This window comes from Lysobacter sp. TAF61 (assembly GCF_052113485.1).
GTDB lineage: Bacteria > Pseudomonadota > Gammaproteobacteria > Xanthomonadales > Xanthomonadaceae > Lysobacter_J.
Genome location: NZ_JBFRDH010000003.1, coordinates 401,545 through 421,511, shown reverse-complemented (window position 1 = coordinate 421,511; position 19,967 = coordinate 401,545). Strand labels below are relative to the sequence as shown.

18 protein-coding genes are annotated in these 19,967 nt (G+C 65.9%); 8 read left to right on the top strand and 10 right to left on the bottom strand.

Annotation, left to right across the window (positions count from 1 at the left end):
* The 5 genes from lapB to cmk all read right to left on the bottom strand — a co-directional run bounded on the left by lapB (nucleotide 1) and on the right by cmk (nucleotide 4,611).
* A complete protein-coding gene (gene lapB, locus AB4Y64_RS09525; protein ID WP_441816200.1) occupies nucleotides 1-1,179 on the bottom strand; it encodes a lipopolysaccharide assembly protein LapB in 1,179 nt (392 codons plus the stop codon).
* Nucleotides 1,180-1,182: 3 nt separating this feature from the next.
* Complete coding sequence (locus AB4Y64_RS09520) at nucleotides 1,183-1,458, bottom strand: lipopolysaccharide assembly protein LapA domain-containing protein (protein WP_441816199.1); 276 nt, start codon at nucleotides 1,456-1,458, stop codon at nucleotides 1,183-1,185.
* A gap of 133 nt (nucleotides 1,459-1,591) precedes the next feature.
* The gene (locus AB4Y64_RS09515; protein WP_158731172.1) at nucleotides 1,592-1,894 is read right to left on the bottom strand and encodes an integration host factor subunit beta; all 303 of its coding nucleotides are present in this window, start codon (nucleotides 1,892-1,894) and stop codon (nucleotides 1,592-1,594) included.
* A gap of 126 nt (nucleotides 1,895-2,020) precedes the next feature.
* Entirely contained in the window at nucleotides 2,021-3,712 is a 1,692-nt protein-coding gene (rpsA, locus tag AB4Y64_RS09510; RefSeq protein ID WP_441816198.1) for a 30S ribosomal protein S1, read from the bottom strand.
* A 212-nt stretch (nucleotides 3,713-3,924) separates the two neighbouring features.
* On the bottom strand, nucleotides 3,925-4,611 hold the full coding sequence (gene cmk / locus AB4Y64_RS09505) for a (d)CMP kinase (protein ID WP_441816197.1): 687 nt from the start codon (nucleotides 4,609-4,611) through the stop codon (nucleotides 3,925-3,927).
* 166 nt (nucleotides 4,612-4,777) lie between these two features.
* Here cmk and ykgO point away from each other — a divergent pair, with 166 nt between their 5' ends.
* The 8 genes from ykgO to AB4Y64_RS09465 all read left to right on the top strand — a co-directional run bounded on the left by ykgO (nucleotide 4,778) and on the right by AB4Y64_RS09465 (nucleotide 11,022).
* Nucleotides 4,778-4,903: a type B 50S ribosomal protein L36 gene (gene ykgO, locus AB4Y64_RS09500; RefSeq protein ID WP_010342887.1), complete on the top strand. Its 126-nt coding sequence runs from the start codon at nucleotides 4,778-4,780 to the stop codon at nucleotides 4,901-4,903.
* Nucleotides 4,904-5,099: 196 nt separating this feature from the next.
* On the top strand, nucleotides 5,100-5,435 hold the full coding sequence (locus AB4Y64_RS09495; protein ID WP_441816196.1) for a hypothetical protein: 336 nt from the start codon (nucleotides 5,100-5,102) through the stop codon (nucleotides 5,433-5,435).
* A gap of 4 nt (nucleotides 5,436-5,439) precedes the next feature.
* A complete protein-coding gene (locus tag AB4Y64_RS09490; RefSeq protein WP_441816195.1) occupies nucleotides 5,440-6,474 on the top strand; it encodes an agmatine deiminase family protein in 1,035 nt (344 codons plus the stop codon).
* Between the two features lie 43 nt (nucleotides 6,475-6,517).
* Complete coding sequence (locus tag AB4Y64_RS09485; RefSeq protein WP_441816194.1) at nucleotides 6,518-7,405, top strand: carbon-nitrogen hydrolase; 888 nt, start codon at nucleotides 6,518-6,520, stop codon at nucleotides 7,403-7,405.
* Between the two features lie 5 nt (nucleotides 7,406-7,410).
* On the top strand, nucleotides 7,411-7,947 hold the full coding sequence (locus tag AB4Y64_RS09480; protein ID WP_441816193.1) for a GNAT family N-acetyltransferase: 537 nt from the start codon (nucleotides 7,411-7,413) through the stop codon (nucleotides 7,945-7,947).
* A 90-nt stretch (nucleotides 7,948-8,037) separates the two neighbouring features.
* Nucleotides 8,038-8,649, top strand: a complete 612-nt coding sequence (locus tag AB4Y64_RS09475; protein ID WP_441816192.1) for a TetR/AcrR family transcriptional regulator — start codon at nucleotides 8,038-8,040, stop codon at nucleotides 8,647-8,649.
* Between the two features lie 65 nt (nucleotides 8,650-8,714).
* Nucleotides 8,715-9,596: an alpha/beta fold hydrolase gene (locus AB4Y64_RS09470; RefSeq protein WP_441816191.1), complete on the top strand. Its 882-nt coding sequence runs from the start codon at nucleotides 8,715-8,717 to the stop codon at nucleotides 9,594-9,596.
* 205 nt (nucleotides 9,597-9,801) lie between these two features.
* Entirely contained in the window at nucleotides 9,802-11,022 is a 1,221-nt protein-coding gene (locus tag AB4Y64_RS09465; RefSeq protein WP_441816190.1) for a TraB/GumN family protein, read from the top strand.
* A gap of 10 nt (nucleotides 11,023-11,032) precedes the next feature.
* Here AB4Y64_RS09465 and AB4Y64_RS09460 read toward each other — a convergent pair whose 3' ends face one another.
* The 5 genes from AB4Y64_RS09460 to AB4Y64_RS09440 form a co-directional block, all read right to left on the bottom strand.
* Nucleotides 11,033-14,644: a pilus assembly protein gene (locus AB4Y64_RS09460; RefSeq protein WP_441816339.1), complete on the bottom strand. Its 3,612-nt coding sequence runs from the start codon at nucleotides 14,642-14,644 to the stop codon at nucleotides 11,033-11,035.
* Nucleotides 14,645-14,658: 14 nt separating this feature from the next.
* A complete protein-coding gene (locus tag AB4Y64_RS09455) occupies nucleotides 14,659-15,249 on the bottom strand; it encodes a pilus assembly PilX family protein (RefSeq protein WP_441816189.1) in 591 nt (196 codons plus the stop codon).
* Entirely contained in the window at nucleotides 15,246-16,235 is a 990-nt protein-coding gene (locus AB4Y64_RS09450; RefSeq protein ID WP_441816188.1) for a PilW family protein, read from the bottom strand. The genes AB4Y64_RS09455 and AB4Y64_RS09450 overlap by 4 nt, the downstream gene beginning before the upstream one ends.
* Entirely contained in the window at nucleotides 16,232-16,741 is a 510-nt protein-coding gene (gene pilV, locus AB4Y64_RS09445) for a type IV pilus modification protein PilV (protein ID WP_441816187.1), read from the bottom strand. Before pilV ends, AB4Y64_RS09450 begins: the two co-directional genes overlap by 4 nt.
* Before the next feature lie 110 nt (nucleotides 16,742-16,851).
* On the bottom strand, nucleotides 16,852-19,956 hold the full coding sequence (locus AB4Y64_RS09440; RefSeq protein ID WP_441816186.1) for an efflux RND transporter permease subunit: 3,105 nt from the start codon (nucleotides 19,954-19,956) through the stop codon (nucleotides 16,852-16,854).
* Nucleotides 19,957-19,967: the final 11 nt, after the last annotated feature.

Here is a 19,967-nt window from a genome sequence, read left to right as displayed (position 1 = left end):
TCAGACCACCGCGTAGTTCAGCAGCGGCTTGATCGTTCCCCATTCCTTGCAGCTCGGGCACTGCCAGTGGTGGCTGCGCGCGCCGAACCCGCAACGATTGCAGCGGTAGCTGGGATTGCGCACCAGCAACTGGTCAGTGATGTGCTTGAGATCGTGCAGCGTCGCCGCCGGGTCGGCGCCTTCGGCCAGGGTCAGGTCGATCAGCGCCGCTTCGCCGCGAACCGAGGGGCGATCCTTGAGTTGTCGGGCAAGGTAGGCCCGCGCCGCCGGCACGCCGTCTTCCTGCTCGACCATGCGCGTCAACGCCAGCACCGGGGCGATGCCGCGATAGTGCTCGGTCATCTCGGCCAGGAACGCATGGGCCCCGGGTGTATCACCCGCACGCTCGTAGCAGGCCAGCAGCTGCGGCAGGATCTCCGGCAGATAGTCGGCATCGACGCGCGCGACGCGTTCGAAGGCGCGGATGGCGCCGGCGTCGCTGCCCGCCTCCACTTCGAGCCGACCCTCGATCATGCCCGCGCGGACCGAGTTGGCGTCGGCCTCGTAAGCGCGCTTCACCGCCTCCTGCGCGGCAACGATGTCGCCGGCGGCGCGATGGCGCTCGGCCAGTTCGCACTCGAACTGCGCGATCAGCTTGCCCATCGGCTCGCCGGTGGCTTCCTCGAAACGCCGTGCGTTCTCGATCGCCTTGTCCCAGTCGCGCTCGGACTGATAGATGCCGATCAGGTGGCGCAATGCCAGCGGCGCACGCATGTCCAGTGCGACCAGATCGCTGAACACTGTCTCGGCGCGATCCAGCAGGCCCGAGCGCATGTAGTCCTCGCCCAGCGCCAGCAGCGCCTGCACGCGTTGCTGGTCGCTCAGCCCGGGACGCTGCACCAGCGCCTGGTGCAGGCGGATCGCGCGATCGACCTCACCGCGACGGCGGAACAAGTGGCCAAGCGCGACCTGCGTCTCGAAGGTGTCCTTGTCGAGCTCGGCGATATGCAGGAACAGCTCGATGGCCTTGTCCGGCTGCTCGTTGAGCAGGTAGTTCAGGCCGCGGAAATAGGTCGTCGACAGGCGACTGACCTGAGTATCGCTGTGGCGCTCGCCACCGCGTCGACCGATGATCCAGCCGCTGACCGCCGCGATCGGCAGCAGCAGGAAGAACCAGAACCACTCACTGATGAACGCCATGCGTCATGCCCCGGGGGAAGCGGTCGTATGCGAAACGGGAGAAGGAACCTGGCGCTGCGCGAGTGCAAGGCGCCGACGCAACGGCAGGACAACGCTGGCGCTGATGGCCAGTCCGCCGACCAGCACGCCCAGCAGCAGGGCGACGATCAATGCCACGCCCAGGTTGCTGGGCAGTCGGGCGAAGCCCAGATCGACGAGAACCGGCGCGCGGTTGAGGGCACCAATGATGGCACCGGCGGCCAGGCAGGCAATGGCGATGAGCAAACGAAGCAGGCGCATGAAGCCCTCCGGGCGACCGCAATGATCGACGGTAGCTTAGGGCCTGACAACGCCATTGAGTAGGCCGTGCGCGGCCGGGATGAACCAGGCGGCGGCGGAACCGAAGCGGAACCGAAGCGGAACCGAAGCGGAATCAGTCGGCTTCGTCGAGCGGCACGACGCCACTGACGCGCTCGCGCAGTTCCTTGCCCGGCTTGAAATGCGGCACGTGCTTGCCGGGAAGTGCAACCGATTCGCCCGTCTTGGGATTGCGACCCAGGCGCGGCGGACGGTAATGCAGGGAGAAGCTTCCGAAGCCGCGGATCTCGATCCGCTCTCCACCCGACAGCGACCCGCCCATCATCTCGAGCAGCGCCTTCACCGCCAGATCCACGTCTTCGCCCTTCAGGTGGGCCTGACGCTGCGAAAGGATCTCGATGAGCTCGGATTTGGTCATGGCTGGGAACGGTTGCTCGCGACGGCTGGGACTTAGAAGGAAGGCGGTCCGAACGAGCCGGACCGCCTTCGCGGTTACCACATACCACGCTGCCGAGGCACGCCCTTACGAGCGTGCGACGCAGGATTACTCGGACTTGTTGCCCAGCTGCTCGCGCAGGAGCGCGCCCAGCTTGGTCGTGCCGCTGGAAGCATCGGACGTGGACGAACGGTTGTAGTCCGCCAGCGCCTCCTGCTGCTCGGCTTCGTCCTTGGCCTTGATCGACAGCTGCATCGAACGGCCCTTGCGGTCCGTGCCGATGATCTTGGCTTCGACTTCCTGGCCGACCTTGAGGTGCTGCGAAGCATCCTCGACGCGCTCCTTGGCGATGTCGCGGGCGGCAACGTAGCCTTCCACGCCATTGTCGAGCTCGATGGTCGCGCCCTTGGCGTCGACTTCCTTGACCTTGCCCTTGACGATCGAGCCCTTGGCGTTGGTCGCCACGTACTGGCCCATCGGGTCCTGCTCAAGCTGCTTGACGCCCAGGCTGATGCGCTCGCGCTCCGGATCGACGGCGAGCACGACGGCTTCCAGGTTGTCGCCCTTCTTGAAGTTGCGGACCACGTCTTCGCCGGTGGTTGCCCAGCTCAGGTCGGACAGGTGGACCAGGCCATCGATACCGCCGTCCAGGCCGATGAAGATGCCGAAGTCGGTGATCGACTTGATCTGGCCCGAAACCTTGTCGCCCTTCTTGTGGATGGCGGCAAAGGTTTCCCACGGGTTGCTGGTGACCTGCTTCATGCCCAGCGAGATGCGGCGACGCTCCTCGTCGACGTCCAGGACCATGACCTGAACCTCGTCACCGACCTGCACGATCTTGGACGGGTTGACGTTCTTGTTGGTCCAATCCATCTCGGACACGTGCACCAGGCCTTCCACGCCCGGCTCGATCTCGACGAACGCGCCGTAATCGGTGACGTTGGAGACCTTGCCGAACACGCGGGTGTTGGCCGGGTAGCGACGGGCGATGTTGTCCCACGGATCCTCGCCCAGCTGCTTGAGGCCGAGGCTGACGCGGTTGCGCTCGCGGTCGTACTTGAGCACGCGGACGTCCAGCTCCTGGCCGACTTCCACCACTTCCGACGGGTGACGCACGCGCTTCCACGCCATGTCGGTGATGTGCAGCAGGCCATCGATGCCGCCGAGGTCGACGAACGCACCGTAATCGGTGAGGTTCTTGACGACGCCCTTGAGGATCGCGCCTTCCTGCAGCTTCTCGAGCAGCTGCTCGCGCTCGACGCTGTACTCGCTCTCGACCACCGCACGGCGGGAGACGACGATGTTGTTGCGCTTGCGGTCGAGCTTGATGAGCTTGAACTCGAGCTCCTTGCCTTCCAGGTACGCGGAGTCGCGGACCGGGCGCACGTCGACCAGGGAGCCCGGCAGGAAGCCGCGCACGTCCTTGATGTCGACCGTGAAGCCGCCCTTGACCTTGCCGGAGATGCGGCCGGTGATGGTCTCGTTCTTCTCGAGCGCCTGCTCGAGTTCGTCCCACACCATGGCGCGCTTGGCCTTCTCGCGCGACAGGACGGTCTCGCCGAAGCCGTTCTCGATCGAGTCGAGTGCGACCTTGACTTCGTCGCCCACGGCCACGTCGATCTCGCCCGCGTCGTTACGGAACTGTTCGATCGGCACGATGCCTTCGGACTTCAGGCCGGCGTTGATCACCACGACGTCGCCGCGGACTTCCACGACAACACCGGTGACGATTGCGCCCGGCTTCAGCTTGGCCAGATTGGTCTGGCTTTGTTCGAACAGCTCGGCAAATGATTCGGTCATTGAAAAATACTCTGTTGAACACACGGGCCGCACCGGCTGTCATGGTCATCCACGTCGGATGACTTCAAGCAGCACGTGGTCGACCCACCCGTTATGTGGCGCGATGAAGCCACGCCATGTGTTGGTTGATTGACCATCGCGGGATTGCGATGGCGTTTGGTTTGCAACATCGTCCTGCTACGTTCGTTCAACGCGCTTGCAACTGGCAGCGCTTATGGCGTCACCAGTTGCAGTACACGCTCGACGACCGCATCGATGCCAAGGCCGGTGGTGTCGATGCGAACGGCGTCATCGGCCGGGCGCAACGGAGCCACCGCGCGACTGGCATCGCGGGCGTCGCGGGCAAGGATCTCCCGCAGCAGACCATCTAAATTAACTGAAACCCCCTTGTCTTTCAACTGCTTATAGCGCCTTTCCGCCCTTTCGTCGGCACTGGCGGTCAGAAACACCTTGAAGGCGGCGTCCGGGAAGATGACCGTACCCATGTCACGGCCGTCTGCGACCAGGCCCGGGGCCTGGCGGAAAGCACGCTGGCGGTCCTTCAGGGCCGCCCGGACCTCCGGGATCGCGGCAATGGCCGAGGCGGCCGCTCCGGCGGTCTCGGTGCGCAGCTCGTCAGTGGCGTCGATGTCGTTGACCAGCACCCGCAGCTCCCCGGAGGGGTCGTCGCGGAAGCCGATCCGGGTATCGAAGGTGCAGCGGACCAGGGCCGCCGGGTCGGCCAGGTCGAGGTCGGCCCAGCCGGCGGCGACGCCGACCGCCCGGTACAGGGCGCCTGAATCGAGGTAATGCCAACCCAGTTTCTGCGAGACAAGGCGGCTGATGGTGCCCTTGCCGGAGCCGGAGGGCCCGTCAATGGTCAGTACGGGAATGCTGGTGTGGGGATCTGCGCTGTTCATGCAATCATTATGCGATGCGCCGGCCAAAGCTGGCCTTCGTCGCCCCGTTTCGCGACCCCTTGAACTTTTTTTGCTGCAAGCGCTTGATCGGGGAAGGAATTACCCGTTACAATCGCCGGCTTCGTTGTTTAATCAACCGTTTTTCAACTGTTTGCCGGAGTCTGTCATGAAGGTCCTGTCCTCTCTGAAGTCGGCGAAGGCCCGTCACCGCGACTGCAAGGTCGTCCGCCGCCGTGGCAAGGTCTTCGTGATCTGCAAGTCGAACCCGCGTTTCAAGGCGCGTCAGCGCTAAGAAGCCCGGCGACGCCGTGCAAGTCGAAAGGCCGCCGAAAGGCGGCCTTTTCTGTGGCCGGCCTCTTATGTGGGCCGGCGCCCGGTTTGCGTTCCGGTTCGCCAAAACGTGACGGCGGCGCGCTGCCGCCACTTCACACCTTGTGCGTACAATCGTGGCCTTACCAGACCGTGTTCATCCACTGAGGGGGCTCGCCGTGAACGTCAACAAGCGTTTCGTAGCTGTACCGCTGTTCGCACTGCTGGCGCTGGCCGGCACGGCTGCCGCCGATACCCTGCTGGTGGAGCGCGTGCAGGAAGAAAACCGCGCCGCCATGCCGGCCCGCGGCCAGACCATGGCCCAGGTCGAAGCCAGCTACGGCGCGCCGAGCGAGAAGCTCGAATCCCAGGGCGGCCAGAAGCGTCAATGGCCGACCATCAACCGTTGGGTCTACCCCGCTTTCACCGTGTACTTCGAGAAGAGCAAGGTGATCGACGTCGTCGCCAACAAGGCCAGTGCCGAGGAAGTCGGCCCCAAGCCCCCCATTCGCTGAGGCTATGAACGAACCTGTCTTGCGCTTCCCCGCGGAGTGGGAACCCCAGTCCGCGGTCCTGATTGCGTGGCCCAATGCCGACACCGACTGGGCTGACCGCCTGGGCGAGGTCGAAGAGACCTACATCGCGCTGGTCGCGGCGATCACCCGCTTCGAGCCGGTCATCATCTGCGTGGCCGACGAGGACGTGGAAGCCTATGCCCGCGCGCGGCTGTCCTCGGCGCGCGTCGACATGGCGCAGGTTCGTTTCGTCGACGTTCCCTACGACGACACCTGGCTGCGCGACTCCGGCCCGATCACGCTGCGCCGCGACGGCGGTTTCCGCCTGCTCGATTTCCGCTTCACCGGCTGGGGCGGCAAGTTCGACGCCAGCCAGGACGACCTGCTGGTCGAGCGCCTGCACGATGCCGGAACCTTCGTTAACAGTTCGCGCTATCCGGTTGATTTCGCACTGGAAGGCGGCGCCATCGACAGCGACGGCGAAGGCACCCTGCTGACCACCTGGCAGTGCCTGCACGAGCGCCACCCGGAGACCTCGCGCGAAGACCTGACCACCAGGCTCGCCGGCTGGCTGCACCAGGAGCGCGTGCTGTGGCTCGACCACGGCTACCTGGAAGGCGACGACACCGACGCCCACGTCGACACCCTCGCCCGCTTCGCCGCGCGCGACGCGATCGTCTACCAGGACTGCGACGATCCGTCCGACTCGCACTTCACCGAGTTGCGGGCGATGGGCGCCGAACTGGCTGCGCTGCGAACGCGCGACGGCCGGCCGTACCGGCTGTTCCCGCTGCCGTGGGCCAAGCCCATCGTCGACGAAGGCCGGCGTCTGGCGGCGAGCTATGCCAACTTCCTCATCGTCAACGGCGCGGTGCTGATGCCGGCCTACGGCGACGAAGCCGACGCGCGGGCCCAGGCCGTGCTGGCCGAAGCCTTCCCCGACCGGGAGATCGTGCCGGTACCGTGCCGCCCGCTGATCTGGCAGAACGGCAGCCTGCACTGCATCACGATGCAGTTGCCGGTCGGACTTCTGGGCTGACGCCCGGAATGCCTTCTATCTCCGCCTACCGGACTTCACTCCCATGAAGAAGACCACCCTCCCCGTCGCCCTGGTCCAGGATCGCGACCACGGCAGCCGCGAGGCCAATCTGGCCAACATCGAGGCGCGCGTGGCCGAGTCCGCCAAGCGCGGTGCGAGGCTGGTATTGCTGCAGGAACTGCACAACGGCCCCTACTTCTGCCAGCACGAGTCGGTCGACGAGTTCGACCTCGCCGAGACCATTCCCGGCCCGAGCACGGAGCGGCTGGGCGCATTGGCAAAGCAGCATGGCGTGGTCCTGGTCAGCTCGCTGTTCGAGAAGCGAGCGGCCGGGCTGTACCACAACACTGCCGTGGTCTTCGATGCCGACGGTTCCACCGCCGGCAAGTACCGCAAGATGCACATCCCCGACGACCCGGGTTTCTACGAGAAGTTCTACTTCACTCCGGGCGATATTGGATTTGAGCCGATCCAGACGTCGGTCGGTCGCCTGGGCGTGCTCGTGTGCTGGGACCAGTGGTATCCCGAAGGCGCGCGCCTGATGGCGCTGGCCGGCGCCGAACTGCTGCTGTACCCCACCGCAATTGGTTGGGACCCGACAGACGAGCAGGCCGAAAAGGATCGCCAGCGCGATGCCTGGGTGCTCAGCCACCGCGGCCATGCCGTCGCCAATGGCCTGCCGGTATTGAGCTGCAACCGCGTCGGTCATGAGCAGTCGCCGCTCGATGCGGCCGGCATCGACTTCTGGGGCACCAGCCATGTGCTCGGTCCGCAAGGCGAGTTCCTTGCGCAGTCGACCGTGGCCGAGCCGGAGATCCTGATGGCCGAAGTCGACATGCAGCGCAGCGAACATGTGCGCCGGATCTGGCCGTTCCTTCGCGATCGCCGCATCGACGCGTACGGCGACCTGCTCAAGCGCTACCGCGACTGAGCCGCTTGGCCACCGCGCCGACGATCCGCACTGCCGTCGCCGGCGACCTTCCGGCGATCACCGCGCTGTACGCGCGCGAAGTCGCCGACCACGTCGCCACCTACGAGTACGACACGCCCGACCAGGCTGAAATGGCGAGGCGCTGGCAGGCCATCGTCGCGCAAGGCTATCCGTACATCGTGGCCGAACTCGATGGCCGTTTCGCCGGCTACGCGTACGCCAGCGGCTACCGCACCCGCGAGGGCTACCGCTGGACGGTCGAGGACACGGTCTACATCGTTCCCGAACTGCAGGGGCGTGGTGTCGGCCGCGCGCTTGTGCAGCGTCTGATCGATGACTGCACCACGCTGGGCTTCAGGCAGATGGTCGCGGTGGTGGGCGATGTCAGCAATGCCGCCTCCATCGCCCTGCATGAGCGACTGGGGTTCAAGACCGTTGGCGTGTTCGCCGGTCTCGGGCGCAAGCAGGGGCGCTGGCTCGACACGGTGCAGATGCAATTGGAGCTGGGCGACGGCCGCAACAGCGCGCCCGACTCCGACTGAGCTGGCTGGGGCATCTCAGCGCCCCGGGAGAATCTTCGGCTGCCGACGAGCGGCATCAATTAAAACGAACGGACGTGCTATTTTCCGTCCATGTCCGCACTCACCGCCACCAGCAAAGGCGCCGCCACGCGCGAAGCGATCATCGATCGCGCCTACGGCATCGCCTGTTCCGCCGGCCTGGAAGGCCTGTCGATCGGGCCGCTGGCGCAGGCGGTCGGGATGTCCAAGAGCGGCGTGTTCGCCCACTTCGGTTCGCGCGAAGACCTTCAGCTGGCGGTTCTCGATGCCGCAGGACAGCGATTCGTCGGCCATGTCCTGCTGCCGGCGCTGAAGCTGCCGCGCGGGCTGCCCAGGCTTCGGGCCATTGTCGAAGCCTGGTTCGACTGGGCGCGGCAATCCTCCGAAGGCGGCTGTCTCCTGCTCAGCGCCGCCAGTGAGTACGACGACCGCCCCGGCGACATCCGCGACCGCGTCGTTGCCCACGAACTGCGCTGGCGTCGCGAGTTGTCGCGCGCCATCGCCCTGGCCGTCGAGACCGGCGACCTGGCGGTCGATACCGATCCCGAACAGATGGCGTTCGAGGTCTACAGCCTTGCCCTGATCGTCCACCACGATGCCGGCCTGTTCGGCTTCGACCTGGCCGTGACCCGCGGCCGCAATGCGCTCGAGCGGCTGTTCCGCTCGTACTCCCCCACCCTCTGATTGCCTACCGGAGGTCCGCCGTGTACCCGCTCATCGCCACAATTAGCACGACCGTTCGTAACATCATGCGGCTGTATGGCCTGCGCCTCGGCTTTGCGTTGGGTGGCCCCCTCGCTCCGAAAGCCACCCTGCAACGGGCGGCGCGGCTGTTCTCCACGCCGATGCCCAGTACCCGCAGCCGCGCTGCCGCGGCGCCGACGCAGGGCGCGCGCGAAGAACGACTGGACGTCGATGGCCATGCCATCGCCGCCTACGTCTGGGGCGACCCGGTCAGGCAGCCCTATGTGCTGTTTGCGCACGGCTGGTCCAGCCATGGCACCCGCATCGCCCCATGGTTGCCGACCCTGCTTGCCGACGGTTATGCCGTGGTCGCATTCGATCAGCCCGCACACGGCCGCAGTCCCGGTACGCAGGCCACGCTTCCTGATTTCACGCACCACCTGCTGGCGGTGGGCCAGCACTATGGCCCGGCCGCGGCCGTGATCGGGCATTCGCTCGGCGGAGCCGCCACGCTGCTGGCGATGGCCCAGGGCCTGCAGGCATCGCGCGCGGTGTTGATCGCGCCGGCCGCGGATCCGATTGCAGCGGCAGAACGTTTCGCCAACGTGATGTGGATGGGACGACGCTTGTGCCAGCGCATGTTCGCGTACTTCGAAAGCCGCATCGGCGTCACGTTCGAAGCGCAGCAGGCGCACCTCAACGCACCGGCCATCGGTCGGCCGGCACTGATCGTGCACGACCTGGAAGACCGCGACGTGCCCTGGGAGGAAGGCGAGCGCTACGCACGCTATTGGCCGGACTCGCGCTTGCTCACCACGCGCGGACTGGGCCATCGTCGCGTCCTCGACGATGGCGAGGTCATCGCTGCGGGCCTGCGTTTCCTGCGCGGGGAAAACGTCGGCGACAGGATCGTCTCGAGCAGCAACCTGCCGTTCGGCGTGGCCTGAGGAACCAAGGGCTTGTCCAGCGGTCTGAAGCAACGGTCTGGATTTGCCCGCGTTGCCCCGCTGGGGGTCTGGCCCTAAGCTCTGTCAGCCACCCCACACATGAGCTGGACGGCGCCTGATTGGCGCCGTCTTGCTGCGCAAACCCCGAAAGGCACCGCATGCACGCAGTAGCACCCCACGCCCTGGGCGACCGCCAGGAGCAGTCATGATCGACTCCGCCGCACAGGCCACCCTCGATGCCGTCCTGGCTGACCAGCCCCATGCCATCGTCGAACGCGACGGCGTGCGCTACACGCTGCTGGGTACCGCGCATGTTTCGCAGGCCAGCGTCGAGGCCGTTCGAGATGCGATCGACAGCGGTGCATTCGATGCCGTCGCGGTCGAACTGGATCCGCAACGCCTGCAGGCCCTGACCGACCCCGACGCGCTGGCGCGCCTGGACCTGGTGCAGGTCATCCGCACCGGCAAGACCGCATTGTTCGCGGCCAATCTGGCGCTCGCCGCCTATCAGCGCCGGCTTGCCGAGCAGCTCGGCATCGAACCGGGCGCAGAACTCAAGCGTGCCGTGCTCGAGGCTCGCCAGCGCGAGTTGCCCGTGCACCTGATCGACCGCGACGTCGGCCTGACCTTCAAGCGCGCCAACAACCGGCTCGGCTGGTGGTCGCGGGCGAAGCTCGGCGGCGGCCTGATGGCGGCGCTGTTCGTCGACGAAGAAGTCGGCGCGGAGGAAATCGAAAAGCTCAAGCAAGGCGACATGCTCGAATCGAGCTTCGGCGAGTTCGCCAGCGACAGTCCGGAGCTGTACGAAACCGTGATCGCCGAACGCGACCGCTACATGGCCGCGCGCCTGCGCGAGAGCCACGGCGACGCACGCGAAGTGCTGGCCGTGGTCGGCGCCGGCCATCTTCAGGGATTGGCGCGCCACCTCAAGGAAGAAGTCCGCGCTCCAGACACCATCCTCGAGGAACTCGAGGCGCTGCCAAAAAAGAGCAACGTGCCCTGGTTCACGATCATCCTGGCGGCGTTCGTGCTGGGCGGTTTCGCCTGGGGCTTCTGGCGTGGCGGCATCGATGTCGGTTCCGACCTGCTGCTGCAGTGGGTCCTGGCCACCGGCGTGCTGGGCGCGATCGGCTGCACGATCGCCGGCGGCCATCCGCTGAGCATCCTGGTTGCCTTTGTCGCATCCCCGATCACCCCGCTGCACCCTGCGCTTGCTTCGGGCACGCTCAGCGCCCTGACCGAAGCGTGGATCCGCAAACCGACCTATGCCGACTTCATGGCCCTGCGCGACGATGTGCAGAGTTGGCGCGGCTGGTGGCGCAACCGCGTGGCGCGCGTGCTGCTCAACTTCTTCCTGACCAGCCTGGGCACTGCCATTGGCGTGTGGACCGGCGGCCTGAGGATGCTGGGCAAGCTCGTCGGCTGAGGCAGCCCCGTCACTCGTCCAGGACAAGTTCCCGCCACGAGATGCGGGTCAACGTCCTGCCTCCGGCACGCGTGGTCAACCTGGCCCGCGTGCCGTCGTCGAGAACCACGTGGATGTCGTTCTCAAGGAACGCCGGCCCATTGGGACTGGTCCCGAAGCCCACGCCCGACGCGGGAAGCTGTTCGCCACCGACTTTGACTTCATCGGCAACGTCGAATGCGCCATCGCCATTGGTATCCAGCGCACCAGTGGAAGGTCGCGCGCCGGTGAACGGATCGAGCGCCATGACGAAGCCCCTGCCGCCTGGATTGCAGACGTCCCGGGAATCGGGAATGCGCGTCGTGCCGATCAGCAGCCCCCGCTCGAACCGGTTGGGAACCACCATTCGTTCGCCCTCCTCGCCTTTGACGGGAGATACGAGGTCGAGGAACCAGCCCTGCGTTCCATCCAGCTCGCCCGCGCTCAACGCACTGGTGGCGCGCAACGTCAACGAGTTGCTGGCGCTCACCTCCGCCAGTATCCGCCGACGAACCAGCCCTGCCCGACCCGGCACCTCGGCGCCTGCATCCACCACTGCGTACCAGGTCTGCACGCTGCGATCGCCGACATCGACGTCACCGAGGTAACGCCCGGTGCCGAAGAAGACCCAAGACGCTCGAGTTTCCGGGTGCCTCAGCACAAGTGGAGCCGCCGTGACCGGTTGCCGGTTGCCGAGTGGATCGGTTGCGGCATAGAGCCGGTTCACCGCGATCCGCGCGCCACCCACGCCCTGGAATCGCCACAGGTTGCCGGCGTAATCGCCGCCGTAGACGGTCTCATGGAAACCGTCGCGGTCGCTGTCCCAGGCATCCACCGCGGACAGGGCGTTGCCCGCGGACAGGGCATTGACGGCAGATGTTCCTGCCGCGACCACCTCGGCGCGACCGGATTCAACACCGATGGTGATCAATGCAGCCCCGCCATTGCTGTTGGGTCCGTTGCCGAGAAGCACGCGCCAGTCACCGTCGGCAACCTGGGCGATGATCGGCTTGCCAAGGACGTGCCCCAGCGCCGGCACATCCGAAGCGGTGCGCTCCCACAGGAAGCCGACGCTGTCGGGGTCGGTGACATCCAGCGCGAATACCGATCTGCCCCCGCGTCCCAGGCTGCCCACCAGGACCGTCTTCCAGCGACGGTCGATGGTGGAGTACACGTCCGCCACCGTCAGTTCACCGTCCACGAAGTAACGATGTTCGTAACGCGGCGACGTCAATGATTTCAGCGCGGCGGTGATCGCCGCGGCCGGAAGGAGCGCATACACCTCGTCGCCGCTGGCCGCGTCGAAGCCGTGCAGCATGCCGTCGTTGGCCCCGACGTAGACGACTCCGCGCCGGATGGATTGTGCACGGGCGAAATCACCGTAGGACGACCCGCCCCTGAAAGTCGCGTCGCGGTAACGGCGAGCGTCCGGGCTGCCGACAAAGACCGGCTGGGAATGGACGATGTCGCCAAGCACGCCCTCCCGCTCGCGAAGGCGCCCTTCGTTGCTGCGATCGCCACGAAGGTGGTTCACCGTCGCTTCGTCTCCCAGCACGGCCTTCTGTGCCGGTCCCAGCGTGTCCCAGGTCAGCGGCCGATGGCGCAGCGCCGGAGCTGCCTCCGGATTGTGGACGTGGATCCTGCGCTGCTCCCACTTCATCGCGGCAAGCCGGTCGCCGGCGTTCCAGAGCGGCGTCTGCGCGAGTGCACGCGTTGCCGGATCCAGCGCATACGCGCTGAGTTCGCCGCGCCACGACGGACTGTGGAACCGCGCCTGGTAGATCACGGCGCCGGTTTCCAGACGAGTGGAGTTCGACGCCAGCGACGCCGCCGTCCCGCTGGTATCGCGCGCAATGCGCCGGAATGCCCTGCCCAGGCTTTCGACCATCTGCTCGGCCTCGCTGGCGACATGGAAATTGTCGGGGCGCTTGTCGCCCGTCGCCAGGACATCGCCTGAGTCGTGCCACCACGCATCGGGCAGCGGATCGGTGCGGTCGTAAGGCCGGTATCCATCTGGTACACGGAAGCCGCCGTACTTGGCCGCCAGCCAGTACTGGTTGCGCGCCCGCGGCTCCAGCACCGTGTTCTCGCGGACGTCCACCCAATGCGTCGCGATCGTCTGCGTGCCTTCGAGATCGAGGCGGATGTCCGTGGTATGCGAGTCGTACGCCAGGCCGGCGATGTAGGCGGAATTGTTGCGACCGCTGAATGGCGTGCGGATTCCCAGCCCTTCCAGTTCTGCGACCTTCCTCGTGGCAGTGACCACGTTCACCGTCCTGTCCGAGGACACTTCCGGTGGCGTCGAAGGTTCTTCTGATGTGTTGGTATTTCCCGGAAGATTCTTGTCGCGGTGCGTATTGACGTCCCCGATCCCGAGGATGACGTTGGCCTGGCAGTGGTATTGGAGCGGATCCTTCCATTGCGTGATGACCGGAAATCCATCTGCCCGATCGTAGGCGCCGCCCAGGCCGATGGCCGAGTACGCCGCGACGTTCCCCTGGCGTTTGAAGTAGCGAATTGCGGTGTAGTAGAGCTCGCTGGCCGGATCGATGCTCTTGTGCGGCTGGGAGGTCAGTTGCCCGGCCTTGTTGATGTAGTTGATGACGCCGCTGTCGCGGATGCCACCGGGCGTTGCGGCGGCGGACACCGGATCCGGGTTGCGCTGGATGACACCGGTCTGGGGATCCCATTCCCTGCCGGCATTCGGCGCCGGCCCGACCTTGGGGTCGTGGGTCTGAGGCCCGACAAATGTCTGGTTTGCGCGCAGCACGCCGCCATCGCGCAGGACGCTGGAATCGTTGAGGTAGCCGAAGATGCTGTAGCGGACCCGGTCCGAGTACTGCTGGATCAACCCTTCGGGCTTCCAGCCCTGGCTGTACGGCCGGCAGTTGGCTTCCAGCAGTTGCGGCACGCAAACGCGGACCCTGACGCTGACCTCGAACGTGCTGAACGGCAGTGCAAAACCGCGGTTGTTCACCACCAGATCGTGCACGGCAGGGTTGTAGGCAACGACCCGCAACCCCGGGAAGGTCCGGCCGCTGAAGCGCATTGCGCTGCCATGACCGGCGATGCTGATCCGCATCCAGTTCCAGTGCGCTGGCGTGGCAGCGCGAAGCGCAGGCCTGTTGTTTCCGGTCTCGGGCAAACGGCGATCGGCGTAGAGACCGTGCCTGTCGTGCCGTGCCTTCTCAAGCCAGGTTTCCCCTGCGGTATCGCGGACCCGGTAGCCACCGGTGAGCGCAAGACGGAACGGATCGATGGTCTGGGTCGCCGCCCAGTTCATGAAATTGCCGCTCCACTCCTTGTTGGCATGGCTGCAGGTGTGGCCCTGGGTAAAGCGGACGGGATGGAAGTGCCGCTCGCTCTCGATGGGCGAATAGCGATAGTGGTAGCACTTGTCCGCGTCGAAGTAGCCGACATACCTGCGACTCACATCGTAGGGACCGATGTTGGCCTGGCTGATCATCGTCGGATACTCGACCGAGGTCACCAGGGCGAGGTTGCCGGGCACGCGGGCGCCCACGTACAGCGGGGAGTTCGCGATCTGCACCTGGGCAATGACGTCGGCTGCCGACGCGGCCGTGACCAGGGCAATGAGCGCCATCAGCATGCGCGCCATCAACGAAGTTCCACCGTTGCCTGCAACACCACGAACGCGCGGTTGATGCGCGGATTGTGGCTTCTCGCGGAGATGCGATAGATCGACGCCCGCGGCGTCGAGGGGGCAGATCCGTACTGATTGGCAGACGCGGCGTGGGCGCTGCCGGAGTCTTCGGCGGACAGCGAAAACTCCCCCATGTACTCGATGTAGTACTGCGGCGCGCCGGCCGCCAACTCCGAGTAAGACGACGGATGCGTCACGCCGATCCAGCAACCCGTCGCGTTGGGGGTGCACTCGTCGGCGGTGACCGCGTTGACGTTGGCAGGCGAGCCCGGGCAGATCGCGCCGGGCGCCGCACAATCGACGCCAATCACCTTGCCGGCCAGGACCGCTTCGCGCACCTTCTGCTCGGCTACCCGCAGTGCGGACTCGGCGGCCTGGAAGGCGAGGCTGCGATCGAACAGGTTCGCGCTCATCCGCTCCTCCAGCAGCGTCCCGCGCAGGCTGGCCAGGCTGAGCAGCGTCACCACGATCAACAGGACCAGCACCGTCACCAGCGCCACGCCGCGCGGCCGCGTCCCGGGCGAGCCGCAGGGCCGGTGCTTCATGACGCCCTGTTCCGGAGCATGACCACGTGCGTGATCGAGCGCGCAATCGATGACCGGTCCACGCCAGCGCGCTCCACGCCCCGCACGGTCAAGGCGATCTGCACCGCGACGACACGCTTCCAGTCGAGATCATCCGTGGCATGCACGTAACCGGCCTGCCCCGGCACCAGGTAGGTCATCTGCAGGTCGTGGATGTTCTCGGCGATCTCCTCCCTTGGAAGGACGGTGCCCTTGTCCATCCGCACGCGGTAAAGCGATCGTCCCTTGCGACCGTTGTCGTCGACGAACCAACGCACTGCATGCAGCTTTGCGATCAGTGCATTGCGGCCGTAGAGCTTGCTGCTGCCCTGGGCATTGCACACCACCGGCAGGCCGAGACCCTTCGTGCAGTTGCCGGGCGAGCCGTTGCCGCGGGCGAAATCGACCGTCGTATTGCCATCAGCTGCCGAGCCCAGCTGGAGGATGCTGACCTGGGTGTAGTCGCACACCAGTACGATGTCGCCGCCGCGCAGCCCGTGCGCGCCTGTGTGGACCTTGAACTGCCCCGGCGCGCTCGATGGCCCACGCCTGGCGTCAGTCTCCGTAAGGGTCGCTGTCGAGCCGGACGACGCCAGGAACTCGATGGCATCGGTTCCCTTCGCCGAGCCTGCGAGCGCACCGTCGTTGTAGCCGACGAGCCCACGCTCCCACTTCATCCACCACGGTGACGCCTGGCCGGTTGCGCCGTTGAGAATGTTGGCAACGGGCAGGTCCTTTCCGCACGGGTTCCCTGCCGCCTCGCGGACATCGCGCGCCATCAGCTCGAACGCGATACGGGCGTTCTCCTGGATGCGCCCCAGGCTCTCGGTCGCGCGATAGGTCTTCTGATTGGTCAGGAAGATGGCGATGGCTGCGCCCAAGACGAGCAAGCCCAGCACCAGCGAGATCAACACTTCGATCAGGCTGAAGCCGCCTTGTGCGGCCGCCTCGTAACGCCGGTGCCTCATAGCCGCCCCACAGCCGTCACGGAGTGCGCGTGTTCGCCCGCCGTCCCGCGCGAGTCATCCCAGCGAACAGTCACGGTGCAGTCCCTGGCTTTGCTTTCGGCTACGACCGTGCAGGCAATCTGCCCACAGCCGCCATCACCCAGGTCGGCCTGGATGGCGCTGAGCCAGTCGCGCCTGTCATTGGACGCCAGCGTCTCCTTCGCACCCGCGTCGGCGGGGTGCCGGGGCGAGGCTTCGCAGGTCATGGCCATGTCATAGCCACCGGCCCTGGCCGCAGCCAGGTTCGCCCGCATGGCGTCGAGGATCGCGTACCCATGCATGACCGCCTGGCTACGCTCGAGCGAACTCTGGCTATTGCGCAGGGCCGTTGCCTGCAGGGCTGCGACACCGAGCATCCCGATAGCCATCAGCAGCACCGCGATGAGCACCTCGATCAGGCTCATTCCGCGATGTCGATGCGAATACGGACGCAGGCGGAGGCCGACGATGGCCGGGGCGACACGCATGGTTGGTTCCCCCTTTCATGCACCGGGCCACGTTAGGTGGCCACGGAGGGGGCTTTCCATAAGAAAACGGGAAGGCAAGCCTTCCCGTTTCTGTAACCACTCGGTAGGAACTATTCCGCCTTGAGTGCCGCCACTGCCGCCGCCGGCACGCCCTCGCCCTTGCCGCGCGCACGTCGCACCATCCGCGACGTGCCATTGCGCAGATCGTCGAGCATGGCGTAGATCGTCGGCAGGAACAGCAGGCTGACCACGGTCGAGAACGCCAGGCCGCCGGCGATGGCGCGCGCCATCGGGTAGTACGGCGGGCCGTCGCCACCCATCTGCGTGGTCGTCAGCGAGATCGGCACCATCGCCAGGATCGCAGTGCCCATCGTCATCAGGATCGGCCGCAAGCGCTCGCGGCTGCCCTCGACCAGCGCGTCCGTGCGCGACAGCCCCCGGCGCCTGAGGTTGTTGATGTGCTCGATCATGACGATGCCGTTGTTCACCACCACGCCCATCAGCACCAGGATGCCGATGAAGGCCATGATGTTGAACTCGGTGCCGGTGAGCCAGAACAACCAGAACACGCCGAACACCGAGAACAGCACGCCGCTCATGATCGCCGAGGGGAACAGCAGCGATTCGAACACCGCCGCCATCACCACGTAGATCATGACCAGGGCGATCACCAGATTGAACATCATCTGCTTGTTCGCATCGGCCTCGTCCTCGAAGGCGCCGCTTTCGAAGCTGAAGCTGTAGCCGGCCGGGAACGCCACCGACTTCAACGTCTCTTCCATCGCCTTGCGCGCATCCGGCACGGTCGCCTTGTCGGCGAGGTTGGCCTGGATCGACACCGTGGTCTGGCGGTTGGCACGCTGGATCTGCGTTGCCGACGGCTTCACCGCCACGTCGACCATCGCCAGCAGCGGCACGGTGCGGCCGTCAGGAGCGCGCACGGTGAAGCTGGCGATGTCCTCCACGCCAAAGTCCTCGGCGCCGGCGAAGCGGACCCAGACCGGCACTTCGGTTTCGCCGCGACGGAACTCGCGCAGCGGCGCACCGCGCAGCGCCAGGCCGACGAAGCTGGCCACCTGCTGCGCGCTGAAGCCGAACGATGCCGCGCGGTCGCGATCGACGTGGACCGACAACTCGCTGTTCTGGTCGCCGATGTCGACGCGGACGTCGCGCAGTTCCTTGCGCTTGGCCATGATCGGGACGATGTCGTTGGCCAGTTCCACCAGCGTCTCGGTCGAGTCGCCGACCAGTTGAACCTGGATGTTCTGGCCGGGACCACCGCCACCGCCGCCACCGCCCTGGTTGCCGATGCCGATATTGGCGCGGGCGGACTTTGGCATCTCCTCGCGGAGCTTCTCGATCGTCGCCTTGGTCTCGCCGATCTTGTCGGTATCGAAGGTCAGGCGCGTGCCGCCCCAGCCCTGCTCGCTGAAGTACGAGTAGATCTGGGTGATGTTGTAGCGCTTGCGGTTGGTATCGAGGAACTTCTCGACCTTGAGGATCTCGGCCGACATCTGCTCCTTGGTGTAGGCGCCCTTCCACTGGTAGAAGATGTTGGTTTCGGTGCCGTCATCGCCGCCGAACATGTTCTTCTTGGTCAACACCATCGGCACGAAGCTGACGGCGATGATCAGCACGATGCCGAGCACGCTCTTGCCGCGGTGTTCCAGCGTCCAGCGCAGAAAGCGGGCATAGCCGCTCTGCAGGCGCGGGATCAGTCCGCGATCGGAGCGCACCGCCGGCGGCGTCTTCAGCCGCGCTGAGATCATCGGGATCAGGCTGACCGCGACCAGCCATGAGGCCAGCAGCGACACCGAGATCGTGATTGCGATCTGCGACAGGTAGATGCTCAGGAAGTTGCGGTCGCCGAACAGGTTGGGCAGGAACACGATGCAGTGGCACAGCGTGCCGGCCGACAGCGCGATGGCGACGTGGCGGGTGCCGATGATCGAGGCCAGGCGCGGCTGGTCCGGCATGCGCTCGCGTTCCTGGTAGATGCTCTCCACCACGACCACGGCATTGTCGACCAGCATGCCCACCGCCAGCAGCAGGCCCATCATCGTCAGGATGTTGAGCGTGACGCCGGTGAAGTACATGAAGCCCAGGGTCATCACGAAGCAGATCGGGATGGCCAGGGTGACCATCAGCGTCGACGGCCAGTGACGCAGGAAGAAGAACAGGACCGCGATCGACAGCAGCAGGCCGATACCGCCGGCCTCGGCCAGTTCCAGCAGCGAGCTGGTGACGTTGTCGCCCTGGTTGTCGATGATCTTGATCTGGATCCCGCTCATCTCCGGCTGCTTGCGGATCGACTCGACCTCCTTGAGGGCGTTGCTGGACACCTCGACCAGGTTCGCGCTGCGCTCCTTGAAGATGTCCAGGCCGATCGCCGGCTTGCCGTCGAGGCGACGGCCGTAGTTCATCCGAGCCGGTTTCAGGCGGATCTCGGCGATGTCGCCCAGGCGCGTGCCCTTGACGTCGATGATCAGGTCGCGCAGCTGCTGCAGGTCGGTGATCTCGCCGACCGGCTGCACCCTCAAGCGGCGCCCGCCATCGTCGATCTGCCCGGCGGACACCGAGAAGTTGACCGCCTTCAGGCGCGTGTTGAGGTCGTTGATGCTCAGGTTGTGGGCGTTGAGACGGTCGGGATCGATCGCGATCTCGACCTCGTTCGGCGCCGCGCCCGTTACCTCCACCCTCGCCACGCCGGGGATGCGCTCGATCGGCCGCTTGAACTCGCGGTCGATCATGTCGTACGCGCCGGTCAGGTCGGTCGAACTGGCCAGGCGTACGCGCAACACCGGTTCATCGGTGGTGGAGAACTTGAACACGTTGTAGCGCTGCAGGTCGTCCGGCAGGTCGTCGCGGATGGCGTCGATGCGCTCGCGCGCCTCCGACGCCGCGATGGCGACATCGCGGTCCCAGTCCGAGAACTGCATGAAGATCTCGGCGCCGTCGGAACGGGCGTTGGCGTCCATGCGCTTGATGTCGGTCATCGTCGACAGCGCTTCTTCCACCGGCCGCAGCAGGGTGCGTTCCACTTCCTCGGGCGTGGAGCCCTCGTAGGGGATCTGCACGAAGATGAAGGGCGGGGAGACCTCCGGGAAGGCCTCCAGCGGCAGCCGCACCGCGGCGATCAGGCCGATCACGAACAGCGACACGAAGAACATGATCGCCGTGACCGGCCGCTTGATGCTGAGCTCTGCAATCGTCATGTCAGCGCTCC